This is a genomic window from Delftia acidovorans SPH-1 (genome assembly GCF_000018665.1).
GTDB lineage: Bacteria > Pseudomonadota > Gammaproteobacteria > Burkholderiales > Burkholderiaceae_C > Comamonas > Comamonas acidovorans.
Genome location: NC_010002.1, coordinates 3724540 through 3749892, shown reverse-complemented (window position 1 = coordinate 3749892; position 25353 = coordinate 3724540). Strand labels below are relative to the sequence as shown.

Below are 25353 nucleotides of genomic sequence, written 5' to 3'. Positions count from 1 at the left end.
GCAGGCTCCGCAAACGCAATTTCGCAAGTTTTTACGGAGCCAACAATGACCATCGAAGCGAAGCTCGACGAAACCAACAACCTGCTGCGCCAGTTGCTGGCCGCCTACCAGTCCGGCCAGCAAGTCGCCGGCGAAACCGCAGCCACCGGCACTCGCAAGCGCCGCACCAAGGCGGAGATCGAGGCAGACGAAGCTGCTGCCGCTGCTTCGGCCGGCGCCCAAACAGCCCCTGTCGTCGACGGCGACCCTGCAGGCACGGTGTACTGGGCCAGCGACGCCCACAAGCTGGTGTTCGCACAGAAGCCCGGCGAGGCCGCACCCCAGGGAAACGAGTTCTCGCAGGTGTCGAGCACCGACTACCTGGCCAAGAAGGAAGCATTCGCCGCTGCGGAGAAAGCTGCAGCCACACAACAGACCAGTGCCAGTACCGAGCCTTCTGCAACAGCCCAACAGGCCACTGCCTCGGGCGCGACTTCGGGCGCCGCTGAACCCACCTGGGACGAAGTGGTCGCAGGCCTGAAGTCGCTGGCTCAGAACCCTGCGCACGGCGCCACTGCGGTGATGGCCACCGTCCAGAAGTTCAAGCCCGGCGCTGCCAACGTGCCCGCCCTGAAGGACCTGGGCCAGAACGCCGCAATCCTGGCCCACGTCAACAGCTTGCTGAATCCCAGCGCCAGCGCTGGCGCCGAGGTGGACCCGCTGTTCGGCTGATCGACAACCCCTCCAGCAAGCCCCTTCCATGAGGGGGTTTGCGAAGTAGCGGTCCCCCCCAACACGCCCATGTCCAAGAAACACGCCCGCCTATCGCCATCCAGCGCAGACCGCTGGACCTCGTGCACGGCCAGCCCTGCGGCGCAGGACGGCATCCCGAACGAGAACAGCGATGCCTCGCGCGCCGGCACCACGTGCCACCAGGTGCAAGAGGAACTGTTGCTCAACCCCGAGCGCGACCCGCAGGTCTACCTGGGCGCGAAGTTGGTTTTCTGGGTGCACCCTGAGAGCGACAGCAAGGGCGAGACCTGGAACGAAGAGTTCTATGCGGGCATGGCCGCTGAGGTTCAAGTCGAGGCCGAGGTCGAAGTGACCCAGGAAATGATCGACGCTGTCGTTTCAGCCGTGACCTTCATCCGCGAGCAGCACCAGCTACTGGGCGGCGAGTTGCTGGTCGAGCAGCGTGTGCCCATCGGCCAGTTCACCGGCGAGGAAGATGCATACGGCAGCGCCGACGTGATCCTGCTGGGCGCCGATTGGCTCCACGTCATGGACTCGAAGTTCGGCCGCAAGCGTGTCCATGCGGGCAAGGTGATCCGCCACGAGTCCGTGGACTTCATCACTGGTGAAATCTTGTCTCTGCTGCTGGGCCCGAACCTGCAGATGGCCAGTTATGCGCTCGGCGCGGTCCATGCCCACGATATCTTCGGCGAGGTCAAGACGGTCACGATGACCATCGTGCAGCCGTTCATCGGCCATACCGACAGCTTCACCTGCTCGATCGACGAGTTGCGGGAAGTCGAAAAATTCCTGGCCGCCAAGGCTGAAGAGACGCGCACCGCGCCGCGCTTCGTCCCTGACTACGACAACTGCTTTTTCTGCCGAGCCAAGGGCACCTGCTACGCGCAGACCTCGAAAGCCCTGGGCACTGTCTTCGACGGCTTCGGCGAAGCGACGAGCGGAGTCTTGCGCCGGCCTGACCCTTTGATGTTGGGCTCGCAGTACGCCCTGGTGCCCTTCGTCCAGCAGTGGGCCAAGGATGTTGAAGAGGCCACCTACCGCGCGCTGCAGAACGGCGAGCCCGTGGTGCGCAACGATGGCGTGCCCTACAAGCTCGTGCCCGGCCGCGCGGCCAAGCGCACCTGGCGTGACGAAGAGGCCGCCGCCGCTGTCCTGCATGCCGCGCGCATTCCCCGCGACCGCATGTACCTCTTCCAGCTCATCAGCCCGGCAATGGCCGAGGCGATGTCCAAACAAAAACGGCCCCCCAAAGGCCAACCCCCGCAGCCTGCAGAGCTTCCGCCCAGCAAGTGGAAAGACCTGCAGCCGCTTATTGCCCAGGGCGAGCCTGCACCGCAGATCGCCTTGGCTACAGACCCGCGACCGGCACTGTGCAAAGCAGACGGTTTCGAGGACGCGCCCACGCCTATTGACCCTATGGCGGCTTTGTTCGGCGAGTAATTGCCGAGCGCCATCGATACGCAAAAAGCCAACTCGTAAATCTTAAAGATCGGAAATCAAAATGGCATCGAACTTCGCATCCAGCAAGCCTGTAATCCTGAAGAACATCCGTCTGCAGTGGGGTGACTTGTTCCAAGCTGCCTCCGGCGAGATCAATGGCAAGAAGACCGAGCCCAAATTCAAGGCGGTCGGTTTGTTCGCGCCCGACTCCGACGCTGCCGCGCAAGCCAAGGCCGGCCTGCTCGAGGCTGCCACGACCCTGTGGGGAGCCAACGCGCAAAACGTGCTGGTGAATATCAGCGCGAATTCAAAAGCGGTGCGCAACGGGAACTCGAAGATCGACGACTCTGGCGCCGTGCGGCCTGAGTTCAAGGACATGCTGTTCATCTCGTGCAGCAACAAGCAGCGCCCTCAGATCATCGCCCCGAAGCTCCTGGACGGCAAATACGTGACCATTACCGAAGACGGCCGCGGCATGGTAAACGGCATCGATGTCACGGACCGGTTGGGCTACGTGCTCAAGGCGCCCTATCGCGGCTGCTATGTCAACCTGAAGGTGCAGTTCGTCGCCGGCAAGGCCTTCAAAGCCAGCAGCGGCGAAATGATCCCCAACCAGGTCTATGCCAAGCTGGAAGCGGTCCAGTTTCTGCGCGACGGAGACCCCTTCGGCGCCGGCCCCACTTCCGCAGAAGGCTTCGGCGAGGAAGAGGTTTCGCAAGAAGCCGTCGACTCCGCGTCCCTGTTCTAAGACCATCGCGCACTTCGTGAAACAAGCCCTCTGCCATCGGCAGGGGGTTTTTCAAAAAGGAACTGGAAATGGACAGCGAAGAGTTGGCGCAGTTGCGTCTGCAATATCACGACTTGGGCGAGCGCATCAAGGTCGGCGAGGCTATGGCCAAAAAAGAAGCGCTCCAAAACGCCAAGGACTCAATGACGGCCGCTGGCCTCACGGATGCTGAGATCGCGGCGCACTTCAGCAAAGTCCGCAAGCCCACTGGCGTCAGTGGAATGAAAGTGCCCGCCAAATACCGCGACCGGGCAACGAACGCCACCTGGACGGGCCGCGGCAAAGCCCCCACTTGGTTCAACCAAGAGCGCGTGCAGGGTGGCCATATAGAGCAGCTTCGCTGATCGGAGACATCATGTTCAAAAACCTGATCATCTACCGCATCGCGGCCTCCTGGGTCGCTGACTTCGCCGCCCTGGAAGCGGCCCTCGAAAAAACCCCGTTCGCGGAATGCGGTCCGACCCAGGAACGGTCGGTCGGCTGGGTGCCGCCCCGTCAAGAAGAACACGGCGCCCTCGCGGAGAACATCGGCGGCCAGTGGATCTTTCGCTTCATGACCGAGGCCAAGCTGCTGCCGGCCAGCGTGCTGGCGCGCAAGGTTCAGGAAAAGGCCGCCCACATCGAGGCCAACGAAGGCCGCAAGCCCGGCAAGAAGGAAAAGAAGGAACTCAAGGACGAGGCCAAGCTGGACCTGCTGCCCATGGCCTTTACCAAGCAGGGCGCCATGTGGGTCTGGATCGATACCCAGAAGCGCACCCTGGTGCTGGACACCGGCAGCCAGGCGCGCGCCGACGAAGTTGTCAGCCTGCTGGTGGAATCCCTCCCCGGCTTCGCGCTCGCGCTCCTGGACACCCAGACAAGTCCGCAGGCCGCCATGGCGCACTGGCTTGCCACGGAAGACACACCGATTCTCTTCTCCGTCGACCGTGAATGCGAACTGAAGGCTGCCGACGAGTCCAAGGCCGGGGTTCGCTATGCGCGCCATCCGCTGGACATCGACGAGGTGCGCCAGCACATCGAGCACGGCAAGCTGCCCACGCGCTTGGCGTTGACATGGGACGACCGCGTGAGCTTTGTGCTGACCGAAGGCCTGCAGCTGCGCAAGGTCGCGATGCTGGATGCCGTGATGGAAGGCCAGTCGCAGGACGACAGCGGCTTCGACGCCGATGTGGCGATTGCCACGGGCGAGCTGTCCAAGCTCATCCCCGATCTGATCGATGCACTGGGTGGTGAAGGCCGCACGGGCCTGACTCCGGCCACGCCGGCAGCACTCGACAACCTGTTCGGCTGACCACTGCCTTTCGCCAGCGGTCTGCTCGCGCGGGCTGCTGCCAAAACGCAAGGGAGCACATCGTGATCAATCAGACAGACCGCAAATTCCTGGCCTCGGCAGAAGCCATCGGGCAAATCTGGAGCAAGGACCCTTCCACGCGCGTCGGCGCCGTGGCCGTGGGCAACACCAAGAACCAGGTTGCCTTCGGCTACAACGGCCTGCCGCCGGGCATCGCAGACACTGATGAGCGACTGCAGAACCGAGACCTGAAGCTCTCGCTCACGCTCCACGCCGAAGAGAACGCCCTGGCCAACGCCTCGTTCGTCGTGCGCACCGTGTATGTTACCCACCACCCGTGCGCCGGTTGCGCCCTGCGCATTCTTGCCAAGCGCAGCGTGCGCCGGGTGGTCTACATCACCCGGCCCGACTTCGAGGCCCGTTGGGCAGCCAGCCTGACCGAGGCCCGCATGCTGTTTGAAGAGGCTGGCGTGCAGATCGAGGGCTGTGCGCTGTGACCGCGCCGCTCTGGCTTGACCGCGAGACGTGGTCCGAGCGCGATCTGAAAGAGGTCGGCACCGCACGATATGCCGAGGTGGCCGAGGACCTGCTGTTTGCTTATGCAATCGGGGACGGGCCGGCGCGCGTCTGGGATTGCACGGCCGAAGAGATGCACGACGAGCTGTACCACGCCATGGACGACGCAGACAGCGAGGCCTGGGCCCACAACGCATTTTTCGACCGGACGATCCACAACGGCCCGGCGCAAGCGCATCTGCCGCGCATCGCGGACGAGCGCTGGCGGTGCAGCATGGCGATGGCGCTGTCGCACGCCCTGCCCGGCGGGCTTGCCGATCTGTGCCGGGTCTTGAAGGTTCCAGCGGACATGGCGAAGCTGGCCGATGGCAAGAAGCTGGTGCGCCTGTTCACCCAGCCCCAACCGGACAATCGCAAAGTCCGGCGCGCCACCCGCCTGACTCACCCTGCCGAGTGGGAGCGCTTCAAGCAGTACGCGGCCAACGACATCACGGCCATGCGCGAGTGCGTGCGCCGCATGCCCGCCTGGAACTGGGACGCTTCCGCCATTGCCGAATGGCACCTGGATCAGCGGATCAACCAGCGGGGGTTTCAGGTTGACCAGGCGCTGACACGCGCTGGCGCGCGAGCGGCTGTAGAAGAGAAGGCCCGCATCGCCACGCGCTTCGCACAGCTGTCAGGCGGACAGTTCACCCCGGGCCAGCGCGAGAAGTTCCGGGTGTACCTCGGCCAGCGCCTGGGCTACGAACTCGACAACACCCAGGCCGGTACATTCCAGGTGATGCTGCGAGACCCTGGCCTGCCGGCCGACGTGCGCGAGATGATTGAGCTGGCCATAGCCAGCAACAAGACGAGCACGGCGAAGTACGCCGCCCTGGACCCGGCCGTGTCGCCAGACGGGCGCTTCCGTGGCGGCCTGCAGTTCGCCGGCGCCAGCCGCACGCGGCGCTGGGCGGGCCGCCTCTTCCAGCCCCAGAACCTGCCGTCCCGCGGACTGCCATCGGCCGAGGTGATCGAGGACTATATCGAGCACCTCAAGATGGGCACCCACGCCCTGTTCTTCGACAACCTGATGTTGCTGGGTGCTGCCGCCCTGCGCGGGTGCGTGGTGGCCGCCCCCGGCAAGAAGCTCGTCGTGGCCGACCTGTCAAACATCGAGGGCCGGGTGCTGGCGTGGATCGCGCGGGAGGAATGGAAGCTTAAGGCCTTCCGCGAGTACGACGCCGGCACCGGGCCGGATCTCTACAACATCACGGCGGTGAGCATCATCGGCGGCGACCCCTGGAACGTAGAGAAGAAAAACCGCAACGCTTTCGGCAAGGTTCCCGACCTGGCATCAGGCTACCAGGGGGGCGTGGCGGGCTACCAAACGTTCGCCCGCAGCTACGGTTTGAAGATGGCCGACTTCTGGGACACCATTCAGCAGATGGTGCCGGCCCAGCACGTGGCCAAGGCCTGGGAGAACCTGGCCTCCTGGGGGCACCCGCAGTTGGAGTCTCTTGAAATCGACGAAATCGAGTGGGTGGCTAGCGAGACATGCAAGCTCGCCTGGCGTGCGCGGCACCCGGCCACAAGCAAGTTCTGGTACGCCCTGGGTGGCGCGGCCAAGGACGCTATCCGCAACCCGGGCTCCGTGTTCACCGCCGGGCCCTTTATCAAGCTGCGTACCGTCTCGCACCGCGGGCAGAAGTGGCTGGTTGTGCGCCTGCCCAGCGGCCGGTTCCTCACCTACTTCGAGCCGCACATTGTCGGCCAGGGGCGCGACGAGACCATCGCCTACTGGGGCGAGGCGTCCGAGGAAGGCAAGACCACGCGCCAGTGGGTGCGGGTCTTCACCCACGGCGGCAAGATGACCGGCAACTGCTGCCAGACCATCGCGCGCGACATCCTGGCGCCGTCCATGGCCGTCGCCGAGAACCGCGGCTACTTGCCCGTGCTGTCGGTGCATGACGAGGCCTTGACCGAGGTGCCCGACACCGACGACTTCACGGCGGCCGGGCTCGTCGAGATCCTGGCCACCAACCCAGCATGGGCGCCAGACCTCCCGCTGGCCGCAGCCGGTTTCGAGGCCTACCGATACAAAAAAGATTGATGCTCCACAGCCCCGCAAGGGGCTTTCTTTTTTGCGATATTTCATTTAGCATTTGCGTTATGAATTTCGCAACCAAGGAGCGCCACATGCCCGTCACCACCCCCATCACCGCCAACAATCTGGAGATCACGAAGGAACGAGTCAAAGAATGGAGCGCCTGCACCGGCGGCTACCGCTGGTTCCTTGAGCAATTCCCCCAGGGCGGTCAGTTTGTACCCGTCTACCGCGCGCTGCGTGCAGCAGGCCGGGCTGACGACGCAAACTGGCTGGTCGGCAAGATCAGCCCGGAGCTGGACCCGGTACTGCGTGTCGCACAGATCGCCCAAGTCGTTGGCGCAGATCGCGAGTGGGTGGCAGAGCAGGTGCAAGAGGTGATCAAGGCTGCTGACAAAGACGTTGCCACTGGCTACAAGGGCCACGCCGCAGCCACTGGCGACGAGGGCCACGCCGCAGCCACTGGCTACAAGGGCCACGCCGCAGCCACTGGCAACTACGGCCACGCCGCAGCCACTGGCTACAAGGGCCACGCCGCAGCCACTGGCGACGAGGGCCACGCCGCAGCCACTGGCAACTACGGCCACGCCGCAGCCACTGGCTACAAGGGCCACGCCGCAGCCACTGGCGACGAGGGCCACGCCGCAGCCACTGGCAACTACGGCCACGCCGCAGCCACTGGCTACAAGGGCCACGCCGCAGCCACTGGCGACGAGGGCCACGCCGCAGCCACTGGCGACGAGGGCCACGCCGCAGCCACTGGCTACAGGGGCCACGCCGCAGCCACTGGCTACAGGGGCCACGCCGCAGCCACTGGCAACTACGGCCACGCCGCAGCCACTGGCGAACACGCGATTGCAGCTGCCCTCGGTATGGCCTCGAAAGCGATGGCCGGTGAAAAGGGCGCGATCGTGCTGGTCCATTTCAACGACGACGGCGAACTGATTCACATCCGCGCGTCGAAGGTGGGCGAGAACGGCGTGGCGGCCGGCAAGTGGTATCTGCTGGACGCCGACGGCCAATTCGTGGAGTGCGAAGAATGATCTATCCCGACCTCGACTCCCTCGTCCAGCGCGCCAACCGGCAACTGGACGGCATGACCATCAACCGCGACCAGTTCTCGCGAGACGCCATCGCATTGGCCGGCGAGCTGCAGCGCTGGCGCGAAGCCCATGCCCGTTTGGAAGCAACCCGCCCTGTTGGGCAGGGCCATCCTTTCGACGGTGTCTTCAAAGACCTGTTCAAGGGCCAGGCGCGATGACTCAATTCTTCGACCTGATGATCGACACCGAGACGATGGGGCTACCACCGGCCGGCGCGCTGTTGTCGATCGGTGCCGTCTTCTTTGACCTGCACACCCAGACCCTGGGGCCGACGTTCAACCGCACGATCAACCTCGCCTCCAGCGTCAAGCACGGCGGCACCATCGACGCAGGGACTGTGCTCTGGTGGCTGCGCCAGGGCGACGAGGCCCGCAAGGCGGTTGCCTATGGCGGCGAGCCCATCGATCTGGTGCTCGCAGACTTTGCCGCCTGGATCGCGCAGACCTGCCGCCATGACGACGTGCGCCCGTGGGGCAACTCTTCGACGTTCGATCTGACCATCGTGGGCGGCGCCTTTCAGCGCCTGGGCCTGAAGGCCCCCTGGTATTTCACCAATGAGCGCGACTTCCGCACCGTGCGCAATATGTTTCCACATATTGAATATGACCCGGGCGAAAAGGGTACTGGCGCGCACAACGCACTGGCAGATGCGCAATTCCAAGTTGCGCATCTCTTCAAAATCAAGAACCGCAATTCCGCAGTTCAATCCACGGGGCAATAACTATGCACGTCATTTCACCTGCCGGCACTGTACATCACCTGCCTTTGGCGCGTCACGCGCGGCACAACGACGATCACTCACTGGTTGAGCTTTTTACAGACCCAAGTTGCGCCGAACTCGTGGCCGCTTTGCCCGGGACCTGGGCCATCTTGACGATAGCGCCCGAAAAGACCGCTGTCGACGAGATGAACGCGCTTCAACTGGAAAAGATGTACGCGAAGCGCAACATTTTTAACCCGTGGGAAGCAGGCACAGCGCCGAGAACGTTTCGTCTTTTCGGTCGTATCCCGCTGTTCACGATTCGTTGAACATGCCCCGTGAATCAGCCATCGAGCGCGCCGACCGCAAGAACCACAAGGCTGCCGGCCGCCTGCTGCTGAAGTTTGTCAGCCCGGGGCGAAACGGCATGCCCGATGACATTTTGCTCAACCCTATCCCGCCAGAGCACCAAGAACTGGTGGCCCGATATTTCCGCTTCGTTGAATACAAGAAACCGAAAGCGACGCCGCGAGCCGACCAATTGCGCCGCCACGCTGAATTGCGCGCGTTGGGTTTTACTGTCGATGTGATCGACAGCCAATCAGCATAAGGATTAAGCAGCTATGCCTCTCATCCAAGTTCGCAATACCAACGACTCGGGCACGACAACTATTCAATCGGACCTGATTGAAAAAATGGAATGGGTGGGCCGTGCATGGCCGCCCTACACCGCGATCACGATATCCGGCAAGGTCATGACTTCAGCCGAAAGCCCCGAGGAAATCCAATCGAAAATCCGCGCAGCTACCGCCCAGCCCCCAACGGCACAGTCGAAGGCTGACACCCTGGCCCGCTACGCTGCGGCATTCGAGCTTTGGGAAGACGAGTTTCGCGCCGACCCCAGCACCTTCTTGACGGCGGAAGAGATCGCCGCCATGGAAGTCGCGCCGCTGGCAGTACAGCGCGCCATGACTTTCGTGGGCTACCTGCGCGCCGGCGGACAGGAGGTCTGACCCATGCCCACCCTTCCACCAAACTCGGATGAGCGCGACGCCGCGCTGCGCGAACTCGCCACAGCCCTGTCGGCCACCGCCGCCGGCCATCCGCTGGATATCTCGATTGGCGCGGCTGCGACCTTCATCGTCAGCCAGGTTGAGGCCGTCGGCGATCCTGACCTCTTCGCATACGCTGCGCGGACGCTGCGCCGGGTCGCCGACATCCTGCAGCCTCCGGCCGAATGACCAAGCGGTACACGCCCCGCCCGTGGCAGCCCCAGATGACAGAACACATGCTGCGGGTGCCGCGGAGTAACGTGTTCGCAGGCATGGGCTCCGGGAAAACTGCGGCGACCCTGGAGGCCCTGGCCATCCTACTTCTGTTCGGCGTCGTCCGGCGCATCCTGATCATCGGCCCGAAGCGCGTGGCGCGCGACACCTGGCGTGACGCCATCTGCAGCTTCGGCCAGTCCTTCGGCTGGATGACGATCGCAGTTGCTATCGGCGACGAGAAAAAGCGGCGCGCGGCCATCCAGGCCGGCTGCCACATCACCGCCATCAATTTCGACAATCTGGACTGGCTGGTGGACAACTACGGCCCTGACTGGCCGTTCGATATGGTGGTCGTGGACGAGTCCACCAAGCTGCGCGGCCTGCGCGTCTCCATCCAGGCGCACAAGAAGTCCGGCAAAAAGTGGCTGGCCGGCCAGGGTGCCAGCCGGGCGAAAGCCCTGGCGCGCGTGGCGCACACCCGGGTGCAGCGCTGGGTGAACCTCACCGGCACGCCGGCCCTGGCCGGCCTGGAAGCACTCTGGGGGCCAACTTGGTTCCTCGACGCGGGCCACCGCCTGGGCAACTCGTTCACGGCTTTCTCGCACCGCTGGTTTCGCTCGGTGCCTGGTTCTGACCCGCAAAAGCAGGTGATCGAGCCCATGCCCTTCGCCGAAGAGCAGATCCGCAACGCCATCCGCGACATCACCCTGGTGGTCGACATCAAGGACTACGTCGATGTGGGCGCGCCGCAGGAAAACGTGATCTACGTGGACCTGCCAGCGCCAGCGCAACGGCAATACGACGAGATGGCGCGCGAGCTGGCCACCGAAATCGACGGCCAGGTGATCGAGGCGTTTTCGGCCGGCACGAAAAGCCAGAAGCTACTGCAGATCGCCAGTGGCGCGGCCTACACAGACGACCAGGGCGCCTGGGCACTGGTGCACGACGAGAAGATCGAAGCGCTGAAGTCTGTCGTCGAAGAGGCCCTAGGCATGCCGCTGCTGGTCTTTTACCACTTCAAGAGCGATCTCGCCCGAATCCGCAAGGCCTTCCCCAAGGCGCGCACGCTCGACGACAAGGGCGCCAAAGAGGATTTCGAGGCCGGGCGCCTGCAGATGCTGGTCGTGCACCCGGCCAGCGCCGGCCACGGCGTCGACGGCCTGCAGCACGGCACCTGCCAGTGCGTTTTCTTCTCGACCAACTGGTCGGCCGAGAACGACGCCCAGGCAATCGAACGCATCGGGCCCACGCGCCAGATGCAGTCCGGGTACGACCGCCCGGTCACCGTCCATCGGCTCGTGGCGCGCGACACCGTGGAAGAGTCCGCGATGTACCGACTGCGCAGCCGGGTGTCGGTCGACGAGGCGTTGCGGCAGGGGCTGAAGAAATATCGCAAAACTTAGCGAAATACTTTCGCGTTTCGCTTTGTTTTGCTAAACTGAATTTCGCATTCAACAAAGGAGGTGCGAAATGTCAGTAAACGGCATAGCGCTGGCGGTCGGCCAGCGGTGGCTGACTCGAAGCGGTCGGGTCTGCAGTGTTCAAAGCGAGATCCCTGGCAAGCGCAACTACTACCACTGGGAGGTAAAAGGCCTCGATGGCGTGTGGGCCGTAACCCATGAGGGCTTTCAGGGCGTCGATGGCGCACCCCGCAATGGAGACCTCATCGAACTCGTAGCTCAGCCCGCCCCCGCACCGGTGCCCCCAGGCGAAGACCTCCAGGTGGAGAGCATCGAGCTGGCCGCTGCGGATCTTCCCAACCGCGCACCCGACATTCTGGAGGCCGCAGCAGGCCACCTGCGCGACCGTGCAGCCACCTACGACAAGCCCGAGGGCGAACGGTCGATGGCCCAGACCGTGACCATCTTCAACCAGTTTCACGGCGCCGGCATGACGGAGGCTCAGGGGTGGCACTTCATGCAGATCCTGAAGGACGTGCGCCTCTTCACGCGCGACGGCTACCACCAGGACAGCGGTGAAGACTGCGTGGCCTATGCGGCTCTGAAGTGCGAGGCCAAGGCCCGTGAAGGCGGTGCCCCATGCTGATCGCCGCTTTTGCCATCCTCGGCGGCGTGGCGCTGCTGTTCGCTGGCTACTTGGCCGGCTTGGCCCGGGGCTCGTCCACCGGCCGCGACACCCAGCTGATCGACTTCCTGGAGGCCGGCGGCTATTCCCTGCAGTGCCTGCGCGGTACGAACGGCGATGACGACGCATGGGCTGTGACGGACGGCGCCAACGGGGTGATTGGCTTTCCGGGGTACGACTTGCGCGAGGCCGTGGAAGCGGCGACGGGGAACGAACCGGAGACGACTCATGGCTGACGAAGCAGACATCACCGCCGACCGCGAAGAGCGCGAGGCCCCCATGCGCCTGGCAGCCAGCCGGCGCAACCCCGGCCCGGCCGCCAACGGCCTGTGCCACTGGTGCGACGAGCCTGTCGCCTCCGGTCTGCGCTTCTGCGACGCAGACTGCCGTGATGATCACGCCCGGGCGCAGCGGGCGAAGGGAGTGGCCCAATGACGCACGAAACGAAAGTCCCGGGCATGGCTGTGACAGCCCTCGCCGGCGAGATTGTGGAAGCGCTCCTGGCCGACGAGAAAGACGGCGGGTATGACCTGACTGCAGGTCTTTTCGGGCCGAGCTTTTCCGCATTGGTTCGGCGCTGGGCCGCAGCGGAGTGGTTCGGGATCACCAATGCGCGCGAGATCAGCGACGAGGCGATCAAGGCGGCTGCGCTGGCGGCTGGCGCGGCCAAGTTCTACCCGGACGCCCAATCTAAGAAGCCGTGGGGCGAGGAATCCTTCTTGGTCACTGGTGGCTTTTTGCAGCGCTTTGCGAAGGCTGTCTGTACGGACTTTCCAGCGGATGCCGAGGCCAACAAGAAGGCCGCCCGCTGGCAACCCGTTGCGCCACTCGATAGCTGCACAGACCCCTACAACTGCGCTCGTTGTAAAGCGCACCCTGCGCACCGACAAGGGCTGCATCACGCAGGTATTTCCGGTTCATCCCGCAAGGAGGACAGCGAATCATGAAAGCCTCACTTGCCTACTGGGGAGTCGCATTTTTCGCAGCCTGCATGCTTTTCAGTGGCGTCTCTACTCTTAGAGACATGCAGTGCCACGCTCGTTGGGCAAATTCCGGCTTCAAGGCGTCCTATTCCATCAGTACCGGGTGCCTCGTTCAAAAACCGAACGGCCACTGGATTCCAGAGTCGGCAGTGCGGGAAACGGGAGTGTTGACATGACGAAACGCATCAATTTGCTGGATGACGACGGCGAGAACCGAGCGGTTCGTATGTTCCTCGCAGCCTACGGGGCTCCGGGCCTGACCGTGGCGCACATGCGAGAACACATGGAAGCCGCCGGCTGGCCCCAGGTGCCGGAATGGGCCACCAAGCCCGAGGCACAGGGGCACCTCACCAAGGCTGGCGCACAGATCTGGTTGCGCCACCTGTTTGCCCTGGAGTACCCCGAGGCCCCGAGCGTGACCAACGCTATTGACCCAGGTAAGGGCGCCTTGTAGGTGTGTCCCGTGACGTCCCAAAATCCCCCTCCCTCATAAAGCAATGCACATCAAAACCGCCATCCTCAAAGCTGTCTCGCTGGCCGCAGCCAAGAAAGACCTACGCTATTACCTGAAAGGCGTCCTGATCAATGACCGCCATATCGTCGCTACCGATGGCAGCCGCTTGCACGCTGCGCGCCACGGGGCCGAATGGCTACACGGCCCGCGCATCATCCCCATCGACAACCTGCTGCTCGCGTTGAAGAAAAAGAGTGACCTGACCGAAATCACTCTCTGCAGCGTCGGCGACGTTATTTACGCGCCCGTCGACGGGGTATTTCCCGCCTATGAACGTGTCTTGCCGCGCGGCACGGAACCCGAGCAATGCCCCGGCGTCATGAACATCAACCCGAAGTATTTGGCCGATGCGTGCGAGGCGATCAAGCTGGCGACCGGCGAAAGCCACACGCTCGCATTCAGCGGCGGCAATTGGGTCTACAGCAGCGCGTCCCTGGCCATTACGGTCAGCCCCACGCGGCCTACCCAGAAATTCCCTTCCCTCACTCGCCTGGAGCCTTTCCAATGACTTTTCATGCAATTCCCCCGTCTCAAGCCATAGAAAGGTCTCGAGCATGGCCAACACTATTGACCCAGGTAAGGGCGACGAAATGACGGCTACGGCCCGTAGGCCCGACATTGCCACGCGCATCATTCAGCGCGTGGCAGAGCTGCCCGAGCGAAACAGCCCCGAGGACTGGCCCGAAGCCATGTTGGTGACGGGCAATGAACTGCAACTCATCATCAGCGAAGAAATAGCGCCGATTGTTGAAGAAACCGCGCGCCTCGTCCGCGAGCTGCGCCTCCTAGACGAAGAGATCAAGACCCTGCGCGAAGATGCAGAGCGGTATCGCTTCATCAAGCGCCACCGGCTCATCCTGAGTGGCGGCACGCAGAAGTTCGGCTGGCCCATGGCGCCCTTCGGCGACGAGTGCGACCGATACATCGCGCAGGCATTGGCAACCGAGCTCGTAGCCCAGGGGGCAGCCAAGGCAAGAAACACGGCAGTCGCAGTGCTACAGCCATCTCTGTGGTCGGAGGAATCAACACCTCAAAATTCGGATTGACGGCTACGCCACGGCTACGGCGACTTAAAAATGAAAAAGCCCGCTACTTTTCAGCAGCGGGCTTTTTGTTCTAAGTTCTTGTTTTTATTCAAGAATTCTTGGTGGGTCCTGCGAGATTCGAACTCGCGACCAACGGATTAAAAGTCCGCTGCTCTACCGACTGAGCTAAAGACCCGAACCACGCTTTGCATGCATCAGATGCTGCTTAGCGAAGACATAGATTCTAGCACCAAAATTTACGCTTCAATTCTTGATGCGGCTCAGTTGATCGATGACCCAGCCTGCGGCGCACTGGCCGAAGGTGGCGGTGACGGCCACTACCGAGCCGTAGCCGTGGCAGTTGAGCGTGCCGTCGCCTTCGATGGCGCAAGAGGCATCGGGCGGGGCGACGGCCTCGCGGCTGAAGACGCAGGCGATGCCGATGCGCTTGCCTTCCTTGGGTGCGCCGTGTTCGCGGCGCAGGCGGTAGCGCAGTTGGGCCAGCAACGGGTCGTGCGTGGTGGCGCTGAGGTCGTCGATATCGACCTTGTGAGCCAGGCGCTTGCCGCCCGCTGCACCCACGGAGATGAAGCATTGCCGCGTGGCACGCGCATGGGCTGCCATGGCGGTCTTGGCCTTGACCTGGTCGCAGGCGTCGATGACGGCGTCGGCGTCCTGGGGCAGCAGGCGCAGCCAGTTGTCCGGGTCAACGAAGTCGTCGATGCAGTGCACGCGGCAGGCGGGGTTGATCTGGGCGATGCGCTCGCGCATGGCTTCGATCTTGGCCTGGCCCACGGTGGCGGAGAGCGCGTGGATCTGGCGGTTGATGTTGGACTCGGCGACATGGTCCATGTCGATGAGGGTGAGTTCGCCCACACCGCTGCGCGCCAGCGCCTCGGCGGTCCAGGAGCCCACGCCGCCGATGCCCACCACGACGACGTGCGCGGCGCGGATGCGCGCGGCGCCCGGCACGCCATACAGGCGCTCCAGGCCGCCGAAGCGGCGCTGCAGGTCGGCATCAGAAAAAACAGCGCCTGCTTCAGGCGCTGTCTTGTCTTCTTCCGGAAGGGATGAAGAGACCGTGTCGTTCATCACTTGAGGCTGGCGAGACGGTTCTTGGCCGCAGCCGTGGCTTCGGCGTTGGGATAGGCCTTGATGAGGTCTTCCAGCGTCTTGCGCGCGCCCTTGGTGTCCTTCATCTCGATCTGGCAGTTGGCGATGGACAGTGCCGCCTCCGGCGCCCGGCCGTGCATGGGGGCTGCTGCCAGCAGCGCGCGGAAGTTGGTGATCGCGTCCTTGTAGTTGCGATTGGCGTACTGCGCGTTGCCCAGCCAAAAGCGTGCCGAGGGCACATAGCCGCTCTTGGGCCACTGGTTCAGGAAGGACGAGAACGCCGTGCCGGCTTCGGCAAAGCTGCCTGCGCGGAACTGCGCCAGCGCGGCTTCGAAGTCGCGCTTCTCTGCCGGGTCGGCTGCGAATTCCTGGCCGTCCACCGTCACCGTGACGGGCTCGAACTGGCGCAGGCGCTCGTCCACGCCCTTGGCAATGTCGCGCTGGCCGCGCTGCAGCTCGGCCACATCGCGCAGCAGCTGCTCGTTCTGGCCGCGCAGCTTGGCTTGCTCGGACTTGAGCTGCTCGATCTGCGACTGCAGTTCGAGCAGGCCACGGCGCGTTTGCGAGCTTTCCTCGGTCATGCGCTGCTGCGACTGCTGCATGCTGTCGACGCGCTGGCGCATTTCCAGGATGGCGCGGCGCGCCTCGTCATCGCCGAACAGCGCGGCATGGCCGCTGGCGGCGTAGCCGGCCATCAGGCCGGCCGCCAGCAGCGTGCGCAGCGCGGTGCGATGCAGGATCGGGGAGCGCTGCATGTTCATCAACGGTAGGACAGTTCAGCGCGGCGGTTTTGCGCGTAGGCGTCTTCGGAATGGCCTTCGGCGGCAGGCTTTTCCTTGCCGTAGCTCACGGCTTCCATTTGCGCATCGCTGACGCCCAGCAGGCCCAGCGAGCGGCGCACGGCTTCGGCGCGCTTTTGGCCCAGGGCCAGGTTGTATTCGCGGCCGCCGCGCTCGTCGGTGTGGCCTTCGATCTGGACCTTGCGTGCAGAAGACGCCTTCAGGAAGCGTGCATGGGCTTCGATCTGGGGCTGGGCGTCGGCCTTGACGACGTAGCTGTCGAAGTCGAAGTAGACGACGCGGCTGACGCCCTGGGGACCTGCCTTGTCGGCAGCCGAGCCGGTCAGGTCCACGCCCGAGATGCCGCTTTGCGAGGTGCTGCCCGTGCCGGCGCCGCTGCCCTGGCCCGTGCTGGTGGCGCCCGCGTCGGTGACCGGGGTTTCGTCAAGCTTGACGCCCGAGCTGCAACCTGCCATGAGTGCGGTGACTGCAAGTGCCAGGGAAAGTCGTTTGATGGTGATCATGAAAAATCTCCGTATGTCCGGGTGGACTTCGTGCTGAGTTGACTGGTTGACTGAAAAGAAATCGGGGAAGCCGGATATCACTGGCGCTGGAACGGACCCCAGTCGGGCTCGCGGATGTCACCGCCCTGCCCTGCCAGCCGCGCCTTGATCTTGCCGTCGAGCGTGGTGGTCATCAGGGACTCGCGGCCCTGCTGCAGGGTGGCGTAGACGATCAGGCGGCTGTTGGGAGCGAAGCTGGGGCTTTCGTCGGCCGTGGTGTCGGTAATGGCATTCACTGTGCCGGTGCCCAGGTCCATGACGTGGAGCTTGAAGCCGCCGCCCACGCGCGAGACGTAGGCAAGCCACTTTCCATCGGGGCTGACGCTGGGCGAGATGTTGTAGTTGCCGGTGAAGGTGACGCGTTCCGCACTGCCGCCCGAGGCCGGCACCTTGTAGATCTGCGGGGCGCCGCCACGGTCGCTGACGAAGTAGATGGAGCGGCCGTCGCTGGAGAAGTTCGGCTCGGTGTCGATGCCGCTGCTTTGCATCAGTCGGCGCGGCTCGCCGCCCTGGGCACTGATCAGGTACAGCTGCGAGCCGCCATCGCGGCTGAGCGTGACGGCCAGGGAGTTGCCATCGGGCGACCAGGCCGGTGCGCTGTTGGAGCCCCGGAAGTTGGCAACCAGGCGGCGGCGGCCACTGGCCACATCGTGCACATAGACCACGGGCTTGCGCGATTCGAAGGACACGTAGGCCAGCTGGGTGCCGGTGGGCGACCAGGCGGGCGAGATGATGGGTTCCGGGCTCGATAGGGCCGACTGGGCGTTCTCGCCATCGGCATCGGCCACCCACAGGCGGTAGTTGCTGCCCGCCTTGGTCACATAGGCGATGCGTGTGGAGAACACGCCCTTCTCGCCCGTGAGTTTTTCGTAGATGTAGTCGGAGATGCGGTGGGCCACCAGGCGCAAGTCGCCGGTGGTGACGGCAAAGCCCTGGCCGCCCAGGTCCTGGCCCTTGACCACGTCCCAGAGGCGAAAGCGCACGTCGTAGCGGCCATCGGCCAGGCGCGTGATGCTGCCCACGGCCAGCGAGTCAGCGCTCTTTTGGCGCCACATGGCAACGTCGGGGCGCGAGGTTTCGTCCAGTTGCACGCCGGCCGTGTCCACGGCGCGGAATTGACCGCTGCGCTCCAAGTCAGCCTGGATGATGGCCGAGATCTTCTGGGGCGCCTGCCCTTCTCCCTTGAATGCTGCAATGGCGATGGGCAACTGGGTCAGGCCCACGCCCGTCACTTCGACGCGGAACTGGGCCAGCGCGGGAATTGCGGGGGTTGAGGCGAGAGCGGCCAGCAGGGTTCGGCGCGAAGTGCGCGGCACGGCCGCCAGGGAGGAGGGAGAAAGGAGTCGGTCAATAGTCATTGGCATTCATCAATATCTACGGGAAGACCCCGGTACTTGCACAGGTGCGAATGTTACACACACTGGATGCGTCTCGATGTAAGAACGTGCACTGTAGGGTCTGTCGGCCCAGGCTTTCTCGATCCCCGCCAGCCGCATCAGTTCCCCATGAGGCAGCCCCAGGCAAGCCCGCCGTAAAATCCGCGCTTCATGCAAGCACCATCCTCACCGCCGCCGGCCCCTGCGCCGTCCGCCGCACCGGCGGCCCTTGATCTCGCCAGCACCCTGACCCTGTCGCAGCGCCTCAAGCGCCTGTCACCCTACTTTGGTGGCCAGCGCCTGGCCTGGACGCTGGCGGTGGCCGCCACGCTGGTGGGCGCGGTCACCGAGCCATTGATCCCTGCCCTGCTGCAGCCGCTGCTGGACAGCGGCTTCACCGACGGCACGCTGCCACTGTGGTCGGTGCCGCTGGCCATCATCGGCGTGTTCCTGGTGCGGGGCCTGTCGCAGTTCGTGGGCCAGTACGCGCTGGCGCGCATTGCCAACGAGGGCATGCTGGCGCTGCGCAAGCGCCTGTTCGAGCGGCTGCTGGCGGCCGATATGGCGCTGTTCTCGCGCCAGTCGGCCTCATCGCTGTCCAATACCGTGGTCTATGAGGTGCAGACCGGCTCCACGCTGCTGGTGCAGGCCATGCTGGGCATCTCGCGCGACGGTTTCACGCTGGTGGCGCTGCTGGGCTACCTGCTGTATCTGAACTGGCAGCTGACGCTGGTGGTGGCGGCCGTGGTGCCGGGCGTGGCCTGGATCATGAAGACGCTGTCGCGCCGCCTGTACCGCATCACCAAGATCAGCCAGGAGGCCACCGATTCCCTGGCCTATGTGGTGGAAGAGAACGTTCTGGCCCACCGCATGGTGCGCCTGCATGGCGCGCAACAGGGCCAGCAAAAGCGCTTTGGCGGCCTGAGCGGGCAGCTGCGCAAGCTGGCCATCAAGGCCACCATCGCCTCGGCGGCCATGACGCCGCTGACCCAGTTGCTGGCCGCCGCCGCCCTGTCGGCCGTGATCTGCATTGCGCTGTGGCAAAGCCGGGGCACGGGCGCTGCTGCGGCCAATGTGCAGGATGTGACGGTGGGCAGCTTTGCGGCCTTCATCACGGCCATGCTGATGCTGATTGCCCCTATCCGCCGCCTGGCCGATGTGGCCAACCCCATCACGCGTGGCGTGGCGGCGCTGGAGCGGGGCCTGCATCTGCTGGAGGGCTCGGGCGACGAGACCGGCGGCACCCAGGTGCCCGGCAAGGCGCGCGGCGAGATCGAGTTGCGCGACGTGTCCGTGCAGTTTGGCGAGGACAAGGCCCCCGCCCTGAGCCATGTGGACCTGCGCGTGCGCCCGGGCGAGGTGGTGGCCCTGGTCGGCCCCTCCGGCGCGGGCAAGACCACGCTGGTGAACCTGCTGCCACGCTTTTTGCAGCCCACGGGCGGCCAGTTGCTGCTGGACGGAACGCCCCTGCCCGAATGGGATCTGGCCGCGTTGCGCCAGCAGTTCGCCATGGTCAGCCAGGACGTGGTGATGTTCAACGACACCATTGCCGCCAACGTGGCGCTGGGCGGGGTGGAAGACGAGGCCCAGCTGTGGGCCGCGCTGGATGCCGCCAATCTGGGCACCCACGTGCGCGGCCTGTCCAACGGCCTGCATACGGTGGTAGGCCACAACGCCAGCCAGTTGTCGGGGGGCCAGCGCCAACGGCTGGCGATTGCACGGGCGCTGTACAAGGATGCGCCCATCCTGATCCTGGACGAGGCCACTTCGGCCCTGGACAACGAATCCGAGCGCCTGGTGCAGGAGGCGCTGACGCGGCTGATGCAGGGCCGCACGACCCTGGTCATCGCCCACCGACTCTCGACCATCGAGCATGCCGACCGCGTGGTGGTGATGGAGCGCGGCCGCATTGCCGAGCAGGGAACGCATGCCGAGCTGCTGGAGCGGGACGGCCTGTACGCCCGATTGAGCAGGAATCACACAACCTGAGCTGGACAGCGGCGGCACCGGCAGTGCCACCCGCCTGGCTTGCTGCTACCAGCTTCCGCGCGAAGGCTGGGTCTTGCGCTCGGCCTTGATGGCCTTGGTGAGCTTGTCCACCATGTATTGGCGGTCCACCTGCCGGGCAAAGTCGGCGGCGGTGAAGCCGCGCTGGTTGCGAAGGACGACGTCGGCGCCCTCCTTGATCAGCAGGTCCACCACGGCTTCGCTGCTGTATTGGGCGGCCAGCATCAGAGGGGTGGTGCCGTTGGGCGAGTCGGCGTCGATGTAGGCGCTGTTGTCCAGCAGCAGCTTGACGATGTCCAGCGTCTTGGGCAGGTCGGCCGAGGTGGCGTAGTGCAGCGGCGTCCAGCCGGGGCGGTTGACATCGGCGCCCCGGCGTATGAGTTCCTTGGCCAGGTCCAGGTGGCCCTTGATGCAGGCCATCATCAGCGGCGTTTCTCCCTGCTGGGAGGCCTCGTTGACCTTGATGCCCGGGGATTTGAGCAGCACGTCGAACACGCCCAGTGAGCCCTGGTGCAGGGCCGCTACCAGGCCCGGGCGGCCGCGCGTGTCGCGGGTGTTGGGGTCGAAGCCGCGAAAGATCAGGTTGACCATGGCGCGCTCGTTGTCGCTGATGATGGCGCGCACATAGTCGTCGTACTGGCTGGCATGCGCCAGCCCGCCGCTGGCTGCGGCCAGGGCCACCACGGCCTGGCCGGCCTGGGCCAGCCAGTGGCGCCGGTGCACGTCCACGCCCATGCCCACGCGGCCACCGACCGCAGCATTCAGTCGCATGCGACAACCCCCTTGAACAGCTGGTCGAAGTTGGCACTGGTCAGGGCCGCCACGTCCTCCATGGCCATGCCGCGCACCTGTGCAATCTGCTGCGCCACGTACGGCACATACGACGGATTGTTGGTCTTGCCGCGATAGGGAACGGGCGCCAGGTAGGGGCTGTCGGTCTCGATCAGCAGGCGGTCGGCCGGCACGAAGGCGGCCACGTCGCGCAGGTGCTGGGCGTTCTTGAAGGTGACGATGCCTGACATGGAGATGTAGTAGCCCAGGTCCAGCGCCGCACGCGCGACTTCCATGGTCTCGGTGAAGCAGTGGAACACGCCGCCGGCCTGGCCTGCCGAGCCGTCCTCGCCTTCTTCGCGCAGGATGGCCAGCGTGTCATCAGAGGCGCTGCGCGTGTGGATGACCAGGGGCTTTTGCGTCTGGCGCGCCGCGCGGATGTGCACGCGAAAGCGCTCGCGCTGCCATTCCAAGTCGGCAATGGTGCGCCCGCCCTTGCGGTCTTCCATGCCGTAGTAATCCAGTCCCGTTTCGCCGATGGCCACCACGCGCGCCAGAGCGGCGCGCTCGACCAGGTCGGCCACGCTGGGCTCGGTCATGTGTTCCGTATCGGGGTGCACGCCCACCGTGGCCCAGAAATTGTCGTGATCCAGCGCCAGCTGGTGCACATCGCCGAATTCCTCCATCGTGGTGCAGATGCACAGCGCACGTGTGACGCGCGCGGCCGCCATGGCCTCGCGGATCTCGGGCAGGCGGCTTTGCAGCTCGGGGAAATTCAGATGGCAGTGGGAATCGGTAAACATGGAATCTCGTGGTTCAGAAACAGGCATGCCGACCGGAGAGCACTTCCTCCGTGTCGGCATGCGGGCAGAGGCAGGCGCAGGACTCAGACCGTCTGCGTGGCCTTGTCCGAGGCCAGGGCCGAGCCCAGGATGTTCTCGATCTTGGCCTTGAGCTCGGCGGACTTCTCGTCCTTGGGGAACTGTATGCCTATGCCCTGCGTGCGGTTGCCCGAGGCGCGCGCGGGCGTGATCCACGCCACGCGGCCGGCCACGGGATAGCGCTGCGGCTCGTCGGGCAGGGTCAGCAGCACATAGACATCATCGCCAAGACGGTACTCACGCTGCGTGGGCACGAAAACGCCCCCTTCGGCGAACATGGGAATGTAGGCGGCGTACAGCGCGGCCTTTTCCTTGATCGCCAGTTGCATCACGCTGGGACGGGGTGTGGTGGGTGCGGTGCTCATGGATGGTTTGCAGACATTGGTTCGGTGAGCGGCCGGCGCGATCGGCACCGGGCCCAGGGCCGTAGGTTAACAGGACGGGCTTTCATGTGGCGAAAAGCACACCGCCGCGCTGCTGCACTGCCGCCACGCCCCCCGCGCCTCATCCCCGGCGCTGGCGGGCAGGCTGGCCGGACATGAGCACGCGCCGGGCCTCGGCGGCCAGGGCCTCGGTCATGAGTCCGGCGTTGAAGGGGTGGTCCGCCGTGCGCGCAGCCTGGGCCAGGGCACGTGACCATTCGGCCAGCAGGCCCATGTCCAGCGGCCGCGACGGCAGGTCGGCGGGCGTGAAGTAGCGCGGCGCGGCGCCTGCGGCCAGGGCCATCAGGTCGTGGCAGATCTTCTGCAAGGCCTCCACGGCATGGGGCGGAGCATAGGCGGCCAGGGCCGCCACATCGCCCTTGGCCAGCGCACGCGGCAACTGGGACCATGCGGCCATGTCCTTGCCACCACCGCTGTGCGCCAATGCCAGCGCGTCGCCGGGCCGCCCGCCTGCGGCGCGCAGCGCCACGTCGGCCGCTTCCGGGGCCACGCCCTGCCCCTGAAGCCAGGCCAGGGCCTCTTGCTGATCGGGCCAGGCCATGGTGTGAGTCAGGCAACGGCTGCGGATGGTGGGCAGCAGCTGGTGGGCCGCCTCGCTGGCCAGCACGAAGCGGGCATCGCCCGGCGGCTCCTCCAGCGTCTTGAGCAGCGCATTGGCCGTGATGGCGTTCATCTGCTCGGCCGGATAGACCAGCACGGCCTTGCCGCGCCCGCGCGCGCTGGTGCGCTGGCAGAACTCCACGGCATCACGCATGGCCTCGACACGGATTTCCTTGCTGGGCTTGCGCTTCTTGTCGTCGATATCGGCCTGGGCCTTCTCGGGCAGCGGCCAGCCCAGCGCCATCATCTGCACCTCGGGCATGAGCACGCACAGGTCGGCATGGGCGCGCACGTCGATGGCGTGGCAGCTGCCGCAGTGGCCGCACGCCCCCTGGGGCGACGGCGATTCGCACAGCCAGGCGCGCACCAGCGACAGCGACAGCGCGTACTGGCCCAGGCCGGAAGGCCCCTGCAGCAGCCAGGCGTGGCCGCGCTGGGCCAGCAGGCGCGCGCGTTGCCCGGCGATCCAGGCGGTGTCGGTCTCGGCCGGTTGTGGCAGGGCCTCGCTCATGCCGCACCTGCCTGTCCGCCGACCATGATGGCCAGCCAGCCCCGGCGCACCATGACCTGGGTGATCTGCTGCCAGACCGCATGCCGGCTGGCGTTGGAGTCGATGCGCGCAAAGCGCTGGGGCGCGGCGGCAGCGCGCGCCGCATAGCCCTGGGCCACGCGTGCGAAAAAGCTGCCGGGCTCAGACTCGAAGCGGTCCGGGACACGGGCCGAGGCCAAGCGCTCGGCGGCCACCTCGGCGGGCAGGTCGAACCAGAGCGTCAGGTGGGGCTCGCGCAGCAGATCGGGCTGGGGGGCCGTGCCCGTCTGCACCATGCGCTCCAGCGTGGCCAGCGGCTGCAGGTCGAAGCCCCGGCCCGCACCCTGGTAAGCAAAGGTGGCATCGGTGAAGCGGTCGCAGAGCACGACTTCACCGCGCGCCAGCGCGGGCTCGATCACCTGCACCAAGTGGTCGCGTCGCGCGGCAAAGGCGATCAGGGCCTCGGTCAGCGGGTCCATGGCGTCGTGCAGCATCAGCGCGCGCAGCTTTTCGGCCAGCGGCGTGCCGCCGGGCTCGCGGGTGAGCGTCACCGTGCGCCCCTGGTCACGGAAAGCCTGGGCCAGCGACGCGATGTGCGAGGACTTGCCGGCGCCATCGATGCCTTCGAAGCTGATGAACAGGCCGGCGGGAGTTGCAGTGGTCATATGGAAAGAGAGGATACGCAAGCGCTGCGCAGAACGCAGCAGCCCTGGGGGAATATCTCAGGGCTTTTGCTCAGGGCTTTGCTGGCCGCGCTGGTAGCGGTTCACGGCGCGGTTGTGCTCGTCCAGCGAGGCACTGAAATGGCTGGTGCCGTCGCCACGCGCCACAAAGTACAGCGCCTTGGTCTGTCCGGGCTGCACGGCGGCCATGAGGGCGGCCTTGCCGGGCATGGCGATGGGCGTGGGCGGCAGGCCCGCGCGGGTGTAGGTGTTCCAGGGAGTATCGGTCTGCAGGTCGCGGCGGCGCAGGTTGCCATCGAATTTCTCGCCCAGGCCGTAGATCACGGTGGGATCGGTCTGCAGCAGCATGCCGATGCGCAGGCGGTTGCTGAAGACACCGGCAATCTGTGCGCGGTCGGCCGCGCGGCCGGTCTCCTTCTCGACGATGCTGGCCAGGATCAGCGCTTCATCTGGCGTCTTGAGCGGCGTGTCGGCCGAGCGCAGCGCCCAGACATCGGCCAGGCGCCGGTCCATGGCGTGCAGGGCGCGGCGCAGCACGGCCAGGTCGGAGCTGCCCTTGGCATAGGTATAGGTATCGGGGAAGAAGCGGCCCTCGGGCGCCACGCCCGCGCGGCCCAGGGCCTGCATGAGGGTAGCGTCGTCCATGCCTGCGCTTTCCTGGCGCAGGAATTCCTCGCGGGCCAGGGCGGCGCGCACCTGGCGCCAGTTCCAGCCTTCCACCAGGGTCAACGCCTTGAGCGATTCCTCGCCGCGTGCGAGTTTTTGCAGCAGCACATAGGGAGTCAGGCCCGTGGTCAGCTCATAGTTGCCGGCCTTGATCTGCCGGTCCTGCCCCGAGACGCGGAACCAGGCGTACAGCAGCCGCGCATCGGTCTGTACGCCGGCCTTGACCACTTCGCGGGCCACGCCACGCGGCGTGGTGCCGGGCTCGACCTCCAGCTCCAGCGTGGGCTGGGCCAGCGGCAGCGGCTGGTTCAGCCACCACCAGCCGGCACCGGCCAGCACGGCGGCCAGCACCAGCAACATCATCAAAGCGCGAAAGATAAAGCGCACAACCTCGGTCCAAGCAAGCAATAGA

The 25353-nt window shown here is 65.3% G+C and carries 33 protein-coding genes and 1 tRNA gene; 23 read left to right on the top strand and 11 right to left on the bottom strand.

What is annotated here, in order from left to right:
- Positions 1-45 precede the first annotated feature (45 nt).
- From DACI_RS17215 to DACI_RS17110, 22 genes are all read left to right on the top strand, one after another.
- The gene (locus DACI_RS17215; RefSeq protein WP_012205255.1) at positions 46-711 is read left to right on the top strand and encodes a hypothetical protein; all 666 of its coding nucleotides are present in this window, start codon (positions 46-48) and stop codon (positions 709-711) included.
- Between the two features lie 69 nt (positions 712-780).
- The gene (locus DACI_RS17210) at positions 781-2172 is read left to right on the top strand and encodes a DUF2800 domain-containing protein (protein WP_012205254.1); all 1392 of its coding nucleotides are present in this window, start codon (positions 781-783) and stop codon (positions 2170-2172) included.
- Between the two features lie 61 nt (positions 2173-2233).
- Complete coding sequence (locus DACI_RS17205) at positions 2234-2920, top strand: DUF2815 family protein (RefSeq protein ID WP_012205253.1); 687 nt, start codon at positions 2234-2236, stop codon at positions 2918-2920.
- A gap of 68 nt (positions 2921-2988) precedes the next feature.
- A complete protein-coding gene (locus DACI_RS17200; RefSeq protein ID WP_012205252.1) occupies positions 2989-3303 on the top strand; it encodes an H-NS histone family protein in 315 nt (104 codons plus the stop codon).
- Between the two features lie 11 nt (positions 3304-3314).
- Positions 3315-4250: a recombination-associated protein RdgC gene (locus DACI_RS17195; RefSeq protein ID WP_012205251.1), complete on the top strand. Its 936-nt coding sequence runs from the start codon at positions 3315-3317 to the stop codon at positions 4248-4250.
- A gap of 62 nt (positions 4251-4312) precedes the next feature.
- Complete coding sequence (locus DACI_RS17190; RefSeq protein WP_012205250.1) at positions 4313-4747, top strand: deoxycytidylate deaminase; 435 nt, start codon at positions 4313-4315, stop codon at positions 4745-4747.
- Entirely contained in the window at positions 4744-6858 is a 2115-nt protein-coding gene (locus DACI_RS17185; protein WP_012205249.1) for a DNA polymerase family A protein, read from the top strand. The genes DACI_RS17190 and DACI_RS17185 overlap by 4 nt, the downstream gene beginning before the upstream one ends.
- A gap of 59 nt (positions 6859-6917) precedes the next feature.
- Positions 6918-7895: a hypothetical protein gene (locus tag DACI_RS17180; RefSeq protein WP_050771853.1), complete on the top strand. Its 978-nt coding sequence runs from the start codon at positions 6918-6920 to the stop codon at positions 7893-7895.
- Positions 7892-8113: a hypothetical protein gene (locus tag DACI_RS17175; RefSeq protein ID WP_012205247.1), complete on the top strand. Its 222-nt coding sequence runs from the start codon at positions 7892-7894 to the stop codon at positions 8111-8113. The genes DACI_RS17180 and DACI_RS17175 overlap by 4 nt, the downstream gene beginning before the upstream one ends.
- The gene (locus DACI_RS17170) at positions 8110-8676 is read left to right on the top strand and encodes a 3'-5' exonuclease (RefSeq protein ID WP_012205246.1); all 567 of its coding nucleotides are present in this window, start codon (positions 8110-8112) and stop codon (positions 8674-8676) included. The genes DACI_RS17175 and DACI_RS17170 overlap by 4 nt, the downstream gene beginning before the upstream one ends.
- A 2-nt stretch (positions 8677-8678) precedes the next feature.
- Entirely contained in the window at positions 8679-8984 is a 306-nt protein-coding gene (locus DACI_RS17165; RefSeq protein ID WP_043781787.1) for a hypothetical protein, read from the top strand.
- A 2-nt stretch (positions 8985-8986) separates the two neighbouring features.
- Entirely contained in the window at positions 8987-9265 is a 279-nt protein-coding gene (locus DACI_RS31360) for a VRR-NUC domain-containing protein (RefSeq protein WP_043781785.1), read from the top strand.
- A 13-nt stretch (positions 9266-9278) separates the two neighbouring features.
- Positions 9279-9668, top strand: coding sequence for a hypothetical protein (locus DACI_RS17155; RefSeq protein ID WP_012205244.1), 390 nt, complete (start codon positions 9279-9281; stop codon positions 9666-9668).
- A gap of 3 nt (positions 9669-9671) precedes the next feature.
- The gene (locus DACI_RS17150; protein ID WP_043781781.1) at positions 9672-9896 is read left to right on the top strand and encodes a hypothetical protein; all 225 of its coding nucleotides are present in this window, start codon (positions 9672-9674) and stop codon (positions 9894-9896) included.
- Positions 9897-9931: 35 nt separating this feature from the next.
- Positions 9932-11326 carry a DEAD/DEAH box helicase family protein gene (locus DACI_RS17145; RefSeq protein ID WP_157059664.1) on the top strand — a complete coding sequence of 465 codons (1395 nt, stop codon included), beginning with the start codon at positions 9932-9934 and terminating at the stop codon, positions 11324-11326.
- 199 nt (positions 11327-11525) lie between these two features.
- Entirely contained in the window at positions 11526-11969 is a 444-nt protein-coding gene (locus tag DACI_RS32535; RefSeq protein ID WP_225970940.1) for a hypothetical protein, read from the top strand.
- The gene (locus DACI_RS17135) at positions 11963-12244 is read left to right on the top strand and encodes a hypothetical protein (protein ID WP_012205241.1); all 282 of its coding nucleotides are present in this window, start codon (positions 11963-11965) and stop codon (positions 12242-12244) included. Before DACI_RS32535 ends, DACI_RS17135 begins: the two co-directional genes overlap by 7 nt.
- Entirely contained in the window at positions 12237-12443 is a 207-nt protein-coding gene (locus DACI_RS17130; protein WP_012205240.1) for a hypothetical protein, read from the top strand. The genes DACI_RS17135 and DACI_RS17130 overlap by 8 nt, the downstream gene beginning before the upstream one ends.
- The gene (locus DACI_RS17125; RefSeq protein ID WP_012205239.1) at positions 12440-12955 is read left to right on the top strand and encodes a hypothetical protein; all 516 of its coding nucleotides are present in this window, start codon (positions 12440-12442) and stop codon (positions 12953-12955) included. Before DACI_RS17130 ends, DACI_RS17125 begins: the two co-directional genes overlap by 4 nt.
- A 208-nt stretch (positions 12956-13163) precedes the next feature.
- Complete coding sequence (locus DACI_RS17120; protein WP_012205238.1) at positions 13164-13445, top strand: hypothetical protein; 282 nt, start codon at positions 13164-13166, stop codon at positions 13443-13445.
- A gap of 43 nt (positions 13446-13488) precedes the next feature.
- On the top strand, positions 13489-14013 hold the full coding sequence (locus DACI_RS17115) for a beta clamp domain-containing protein (protein ID WP_012205237.1): 525 nt from the start codon (positions 13489-13491) through the stop codon (positions 14011-14013).
- Positions 14014-14059: 46 nt separating this feature from the next.
- Positions 14060-14551 (top strand): hypothetical protein, encoded by a 492-nt coding sequence (locus DACI_RS17110; RefSeq protein ID WP_043781779.1) that lies wholly within the window; start codon positions 14060-14062, stop codon positions 14549-14551.
- Between the two features lie 99 nt (positions 14552-14650).
- On the opposite strand, the gene DACI_RS17105 is transcribed toward DACI_RS17110, so the two are convergent.
- From DACI_RS17105 to tolB, 5 genes are all read right to left on the bottom strand, one after another.
- Positions 14651-14726, bottom strand: a tRNA-Lys gene (locus DACI_RS17105).
- A gap of 68 nt (positions 14727-14794) precedes the next feature.
- Positions 14795-15622, bottom strand: coding sequence for a tRNA threonylcarbamoyladenosine dehydratase (locus DACI_RS17100; protein ID WP_012205235.1), 828 nt, complete (start codon positions 15620-15622; stop codon positions 14795-14797).
- Positions 15622-16404, bottom strand: coding sequence for a tol-pal system protein YbgF (gene ybgF, locus DACI_RS17095; RefSeq protein ID WP_012205234.1), 783 nt, complete (start codon positions 16402-16404; stop codon positions 15622-15624). The genes DACI_RS17100 and ybgF overlap by 1 nt, the downstream gene beginning before the upstream one ends.
- Entirely contained in the window at positions 16404-16946 is a 543-nt protein-coding gene (gene pal, locus DACI_RS17090; protein WP_012205233.1) for a peptidoglycan-associated lipoprotein Pal, read from the bottom strand. Before pal ends, ybgF begins: the two co-directional genes overlap by 1 nt.
- A gap of 77 nt (positions 16947-17023) precedes the next feature.
- The gene (gene tolB, locus DACI_RS17085) at positions 17024-18343 is read right to left on the bottom strand and encodes a Tol-Pal system beta propeller repeat protein TolB (protein ID WP_013802697.1); all 1320 of its coding nucleotides are present in this window, start codon (positions 18341-18343) and stop codon (positions 17024-17026) included.
- A gap of 189 nt (positions 18344-18532) precedes the next feature.
- Here tolB and msbA point away from each other — a divergent pair, with 189 nt between their 5' ends.
- Positions 18533-20350 (top strand): lipid A export permease/ATP-binding protein MsbA, encoded by a 1818-nt coding sequence (gene msbA / locus DACI_RS17080; protein WP_012205231.1) that lies wholly within the window; start codon positions 18533-18535, stop codon positions 20348-20350.
- A 45-nt stretch (positions 20351-20395) separates the two neighbouring features.
- Here msbA and DACI_RS17075 read toward each other — a convergent pair whose 3' ends face one another.
- From DACI_RS17075 to mltG, 6 genes are all read right to left on the bottom strand, one after another.
- Positions 20396-21139 (bottom strand): ankyrin repeat domain-containing protein, encoded by a 744-nt coding sequence (locus tag DACI_RS17075; RefSeq protein WP_012205230.1) that lies wholly within the window; start codon positions 21137-21139, stop codon positions 20396-20398.
- A complete protein-coding gene (locus tag DACI_RS17070; protein ID WP_043781778.1) occupies positions 21130-21942 on the bottom strand; it encodes a TatD family hydrolase in 813 nt (270 codons plus the stop codon). The genes DACI_RS17075 and DACI_RS17070 overlap by 10 nt, the downstream gene beginning before the upstream one ends.
- An 83-nt stretch (positions 21943-22025) precedes the next feature.
- Positions 22026-22385 carry a PilZ domain-containing protein gene (locus DACI_RS17065; protein WP_012205228.1) on the bottom strand — a complete coding sequence of 120 codons (360 nt, stop codon included), beginning with the start codon at positions 22383-22385 and terminating at the stop codon, positions 22026-22028.
- A gap of 139 nt (positions 22386-22524) precedes the next feature.
- A complete protein-coding gene (locus DACI_RS17060) occupies positions 22525-23574 on the bottom strand; it encodes a DNA polymerase III subunit delta' (protein ID WP_012205227.1) in 1050 nt (349 codons plus the stop codon).
- Positions 23571-24257: a dTMP kinase gene (tmk, locus tag DACI_RS17055; RefSeq protein WP_012205226.1), complete on the bottom strand. Its 687-nt coding sequence runs from the start codon at positions 24255-24257 to the stop codon at positions 23571-23573. Before tmk ends, DACI_RS17060 begins: the two co-directional genes overlap by 4 nt.
- Before the next feature lie 57 nt (positions 24258-24314).
- The gene (gene mltG / locus DACI_RS17050) at positions 24315-25328 is read right to left on the bottom strand and encodes an endolytic transglycosylase MltG (RefSeq protein WP_080518240.1); all 1014 of its coding nucleotides are present in this window, start codon (positions 25326-25328) and stop codon (positions 24315-24317) included.
- Positions 25329-25353: the final 25 nt, after the last annotated feature.

What these genes read in the sequence shown, in the direction of transcription:
- DACI_RS17215 (WP_012205255.1), top strand. Translation starts at nt 46, where the DNA reads ATGACCATCGAAGCGAAGCTCGACGAAACCAACAACCTGCTGCGCCAG.
- DACI_RS17210 (WP_012205254.1), top strand. Translation starts at nt 781, where the DNA reads ATGTCCAAGAAACACGCCCGCCTATCGCCATCCAGCGCAGACCGCTGG.
- DACI_RS17205 (WP_012205253.1), top strand. Translation starts at nt 2,234, where the DNA reads ATGGCATCGAACTTCGCATCCAGCAAGCCTGTAATCCTGAAGAACATC.
- DACI_RS17200 (WP_012205252.1), top strand. Translation starts at nt 2,989, where the DNA reads ATGGACAGCGAAGAGTTGGCGCAGTTGCGTCTGCAATATCACGACTTG.
- DACI_RS17195 (WP_012205251.1), top strand. Translation starts at nt 3,315, where the DNA reads ATGTTCAAAAACCTGATCATCTACCGCATCGCGGCCTCCTGGGTCGCT.
- DACI_RS17180 (WP_050771853.1), top strand. Translation starts at nt 6,918, where the DNA reads ATGAATTTCGCAACCAAGGAGCGCCACATGCCCGTCACCACCCCCATC.
- DACI_RS17175 (WP_012205247.1), top strand. Translation starts at nt 7,892, where the DNA reads ATGATCTATCCCGACCTCGACTCCCTCGTCCAGCGCGCCAACCGGCAA.
- DACI_RS17170 (WP_012205246.1), top strand. Translation starts at nt 8,110, where the DNA reads ATGACTCAATTCTTCGACCTGATGATCGACACCGAGACGATGGGGCTA.
- DACI_RS17165 (WP_043781787.1), top strand. Translation starts at nt 8,679, where the DNA reads ATGCACGTCATTTCACCTGCCGGCACTGTACATCACCTGCCTTTGGCG.
- DACI_RS31360 (WP_043781785.1), top strand. Translation starts at nt 8,987, where the DNA reads ATGCCCCGTGAATCAGCCATCGAGCGCGCCGACCGCAAGAACCACAAG.
- DACI_RS17155 (WP_012205244.1), top strand. Translation starts at nt 9,279, where the DNA reads ATGCCTCTCATCCAAGTTCGCAATACCAACGACTCGGGCACGACAACT.
- DACI_RS17150 (WP_043781781.1), top strand. Translation starts at nt 9,672, where the DNA reads ATGCCCACCCTTCCACCAAACTCGGATGAGCGCGACGCCGCGCTGCGC.
- DACI_RS17145 (WP_157059664.1), top strand. Translation starts at nt 9,932, where the DNA reads ATGACAGAACACATGCTGCGGGTGCCGCGGAGTAACGTGTTCGCAGGC.
- DACI_RS17135 (WP_012205241.1), top strand. Translation starts at nt 11,963, where the DNA reads ATGCTGATCGCCGCTTTTGCCATCCTCGGCGGCGTGGCGCTGCTGTTC.
- DACI_RS17130 (WP_012205240.1), top strand. Translation starts at nt 12,237, where the DNA reads ATGGCTGACGAAGCAGACATCACCGCCGACCGCGAAGAGCGCGAGGCC.
- DACI_RS17125 (WP_012205239.1), top strand. Translation starts at nt 12,440, where the DNA reads ATGACGCACGAAACGAAAGTCCCGGGCATGGCTGTGACAGCCCTCGCC.
- DACI_RS17120 (WP_012205238.1), top strand. Translation starts at nt 13,164, where the DNA reads ATGACGAAACGCATCAATTTGCTGGATGACGACGGCGAGAACCGAGCG.
- DACI_RS17115 (WP_012205237.1), top strand. Translation starts at nt 13,489, where the DNA reads ATGCACATCAAAACCGCCATCCTCAAAGCTGTCTCGCTGGCCGCAGCC.
- DACI_RS17110 (WP_043781779.1), top strand. Translation starts at nt 14,060, where the DNA reads ATGGCCAACACTATTGACCCAGGTAAGGGCGACGAAATGACGGCTACG.
- DACI_RS17100 (WP_012205235.1), bottom strand. Translation starts at nt 15,622, where the DNA reads ATGAACGACACGGTCTCTTCATCCCTTCCGGAAGAAGACAAGACAGCG.
- ybgF (WP_012205234.1), bottom strand. Translation starts at nt 16,404, where the DNA reads ATGAACATGCAGCGCTCCCCGATCCTGCATCGCACCGCGCTGCGCACG.
- pal (WP_012205233.1), bottom strand. Translation starts at nt 16,946, where the DNA reads ATGATCACCATCAAACGACTTTCCCTGGCACTTGCAGTCACCGCACTC.
- tolB (WP_013802697.1), bottom strand. Translation starts at nt 18,343, where the DNA reads ATGACTATTGACCGACTCCTTTCTCCCTCCTCCCTGGCGGCCGTGCCG.
- msbA (WP_012205231.1), top strand. Translation starts at nt 18,533, where the DNA reads ATGCAAGCACCATCCTCACCGCCGCCGGCCCCTGCGCCGTCCGCCGCA.
- DACI_RS17075 (WP_012205230.1), bottom strand. Translation starts at nt 21,139, where the DNA reads ATGCGACTGAATGCTGCGGTCGGTGGCCGCGTGGGCATGGGCGTGGAC.
- DACI_RS17070 (WP_043781778.1), bottom strand. Translation starts at nt 21,942, where the DNA reads ATGTTTACCGATTCCCACTGCCATCTGAATTTCCCCGAGCTGCAAAGC.
- DACI_RS17065 (WP_012205228.1), bottom strand. Translation starts at nt 22,385, where the DNA reads ATGAGCACCGCACCCACCACACCCCGTCCCAGCGTGATGCAACTGGCG.
- DACI_RS17060 (WP_012205227.1), bottom strand. Translation starts at nt 23,574, where the DNA reads ATGAGCGAGGCCCTGCCACAACCGGCCGAGACCGACACCGCCTGGATC.
- tmk (WP_012205226.1), bottom strand. Translation starts at nt 24,257, where the DNA reads ATGACCACTGCAACTCCCGCCGGCCTGTTCATCAGCTTCGAAGGCATC.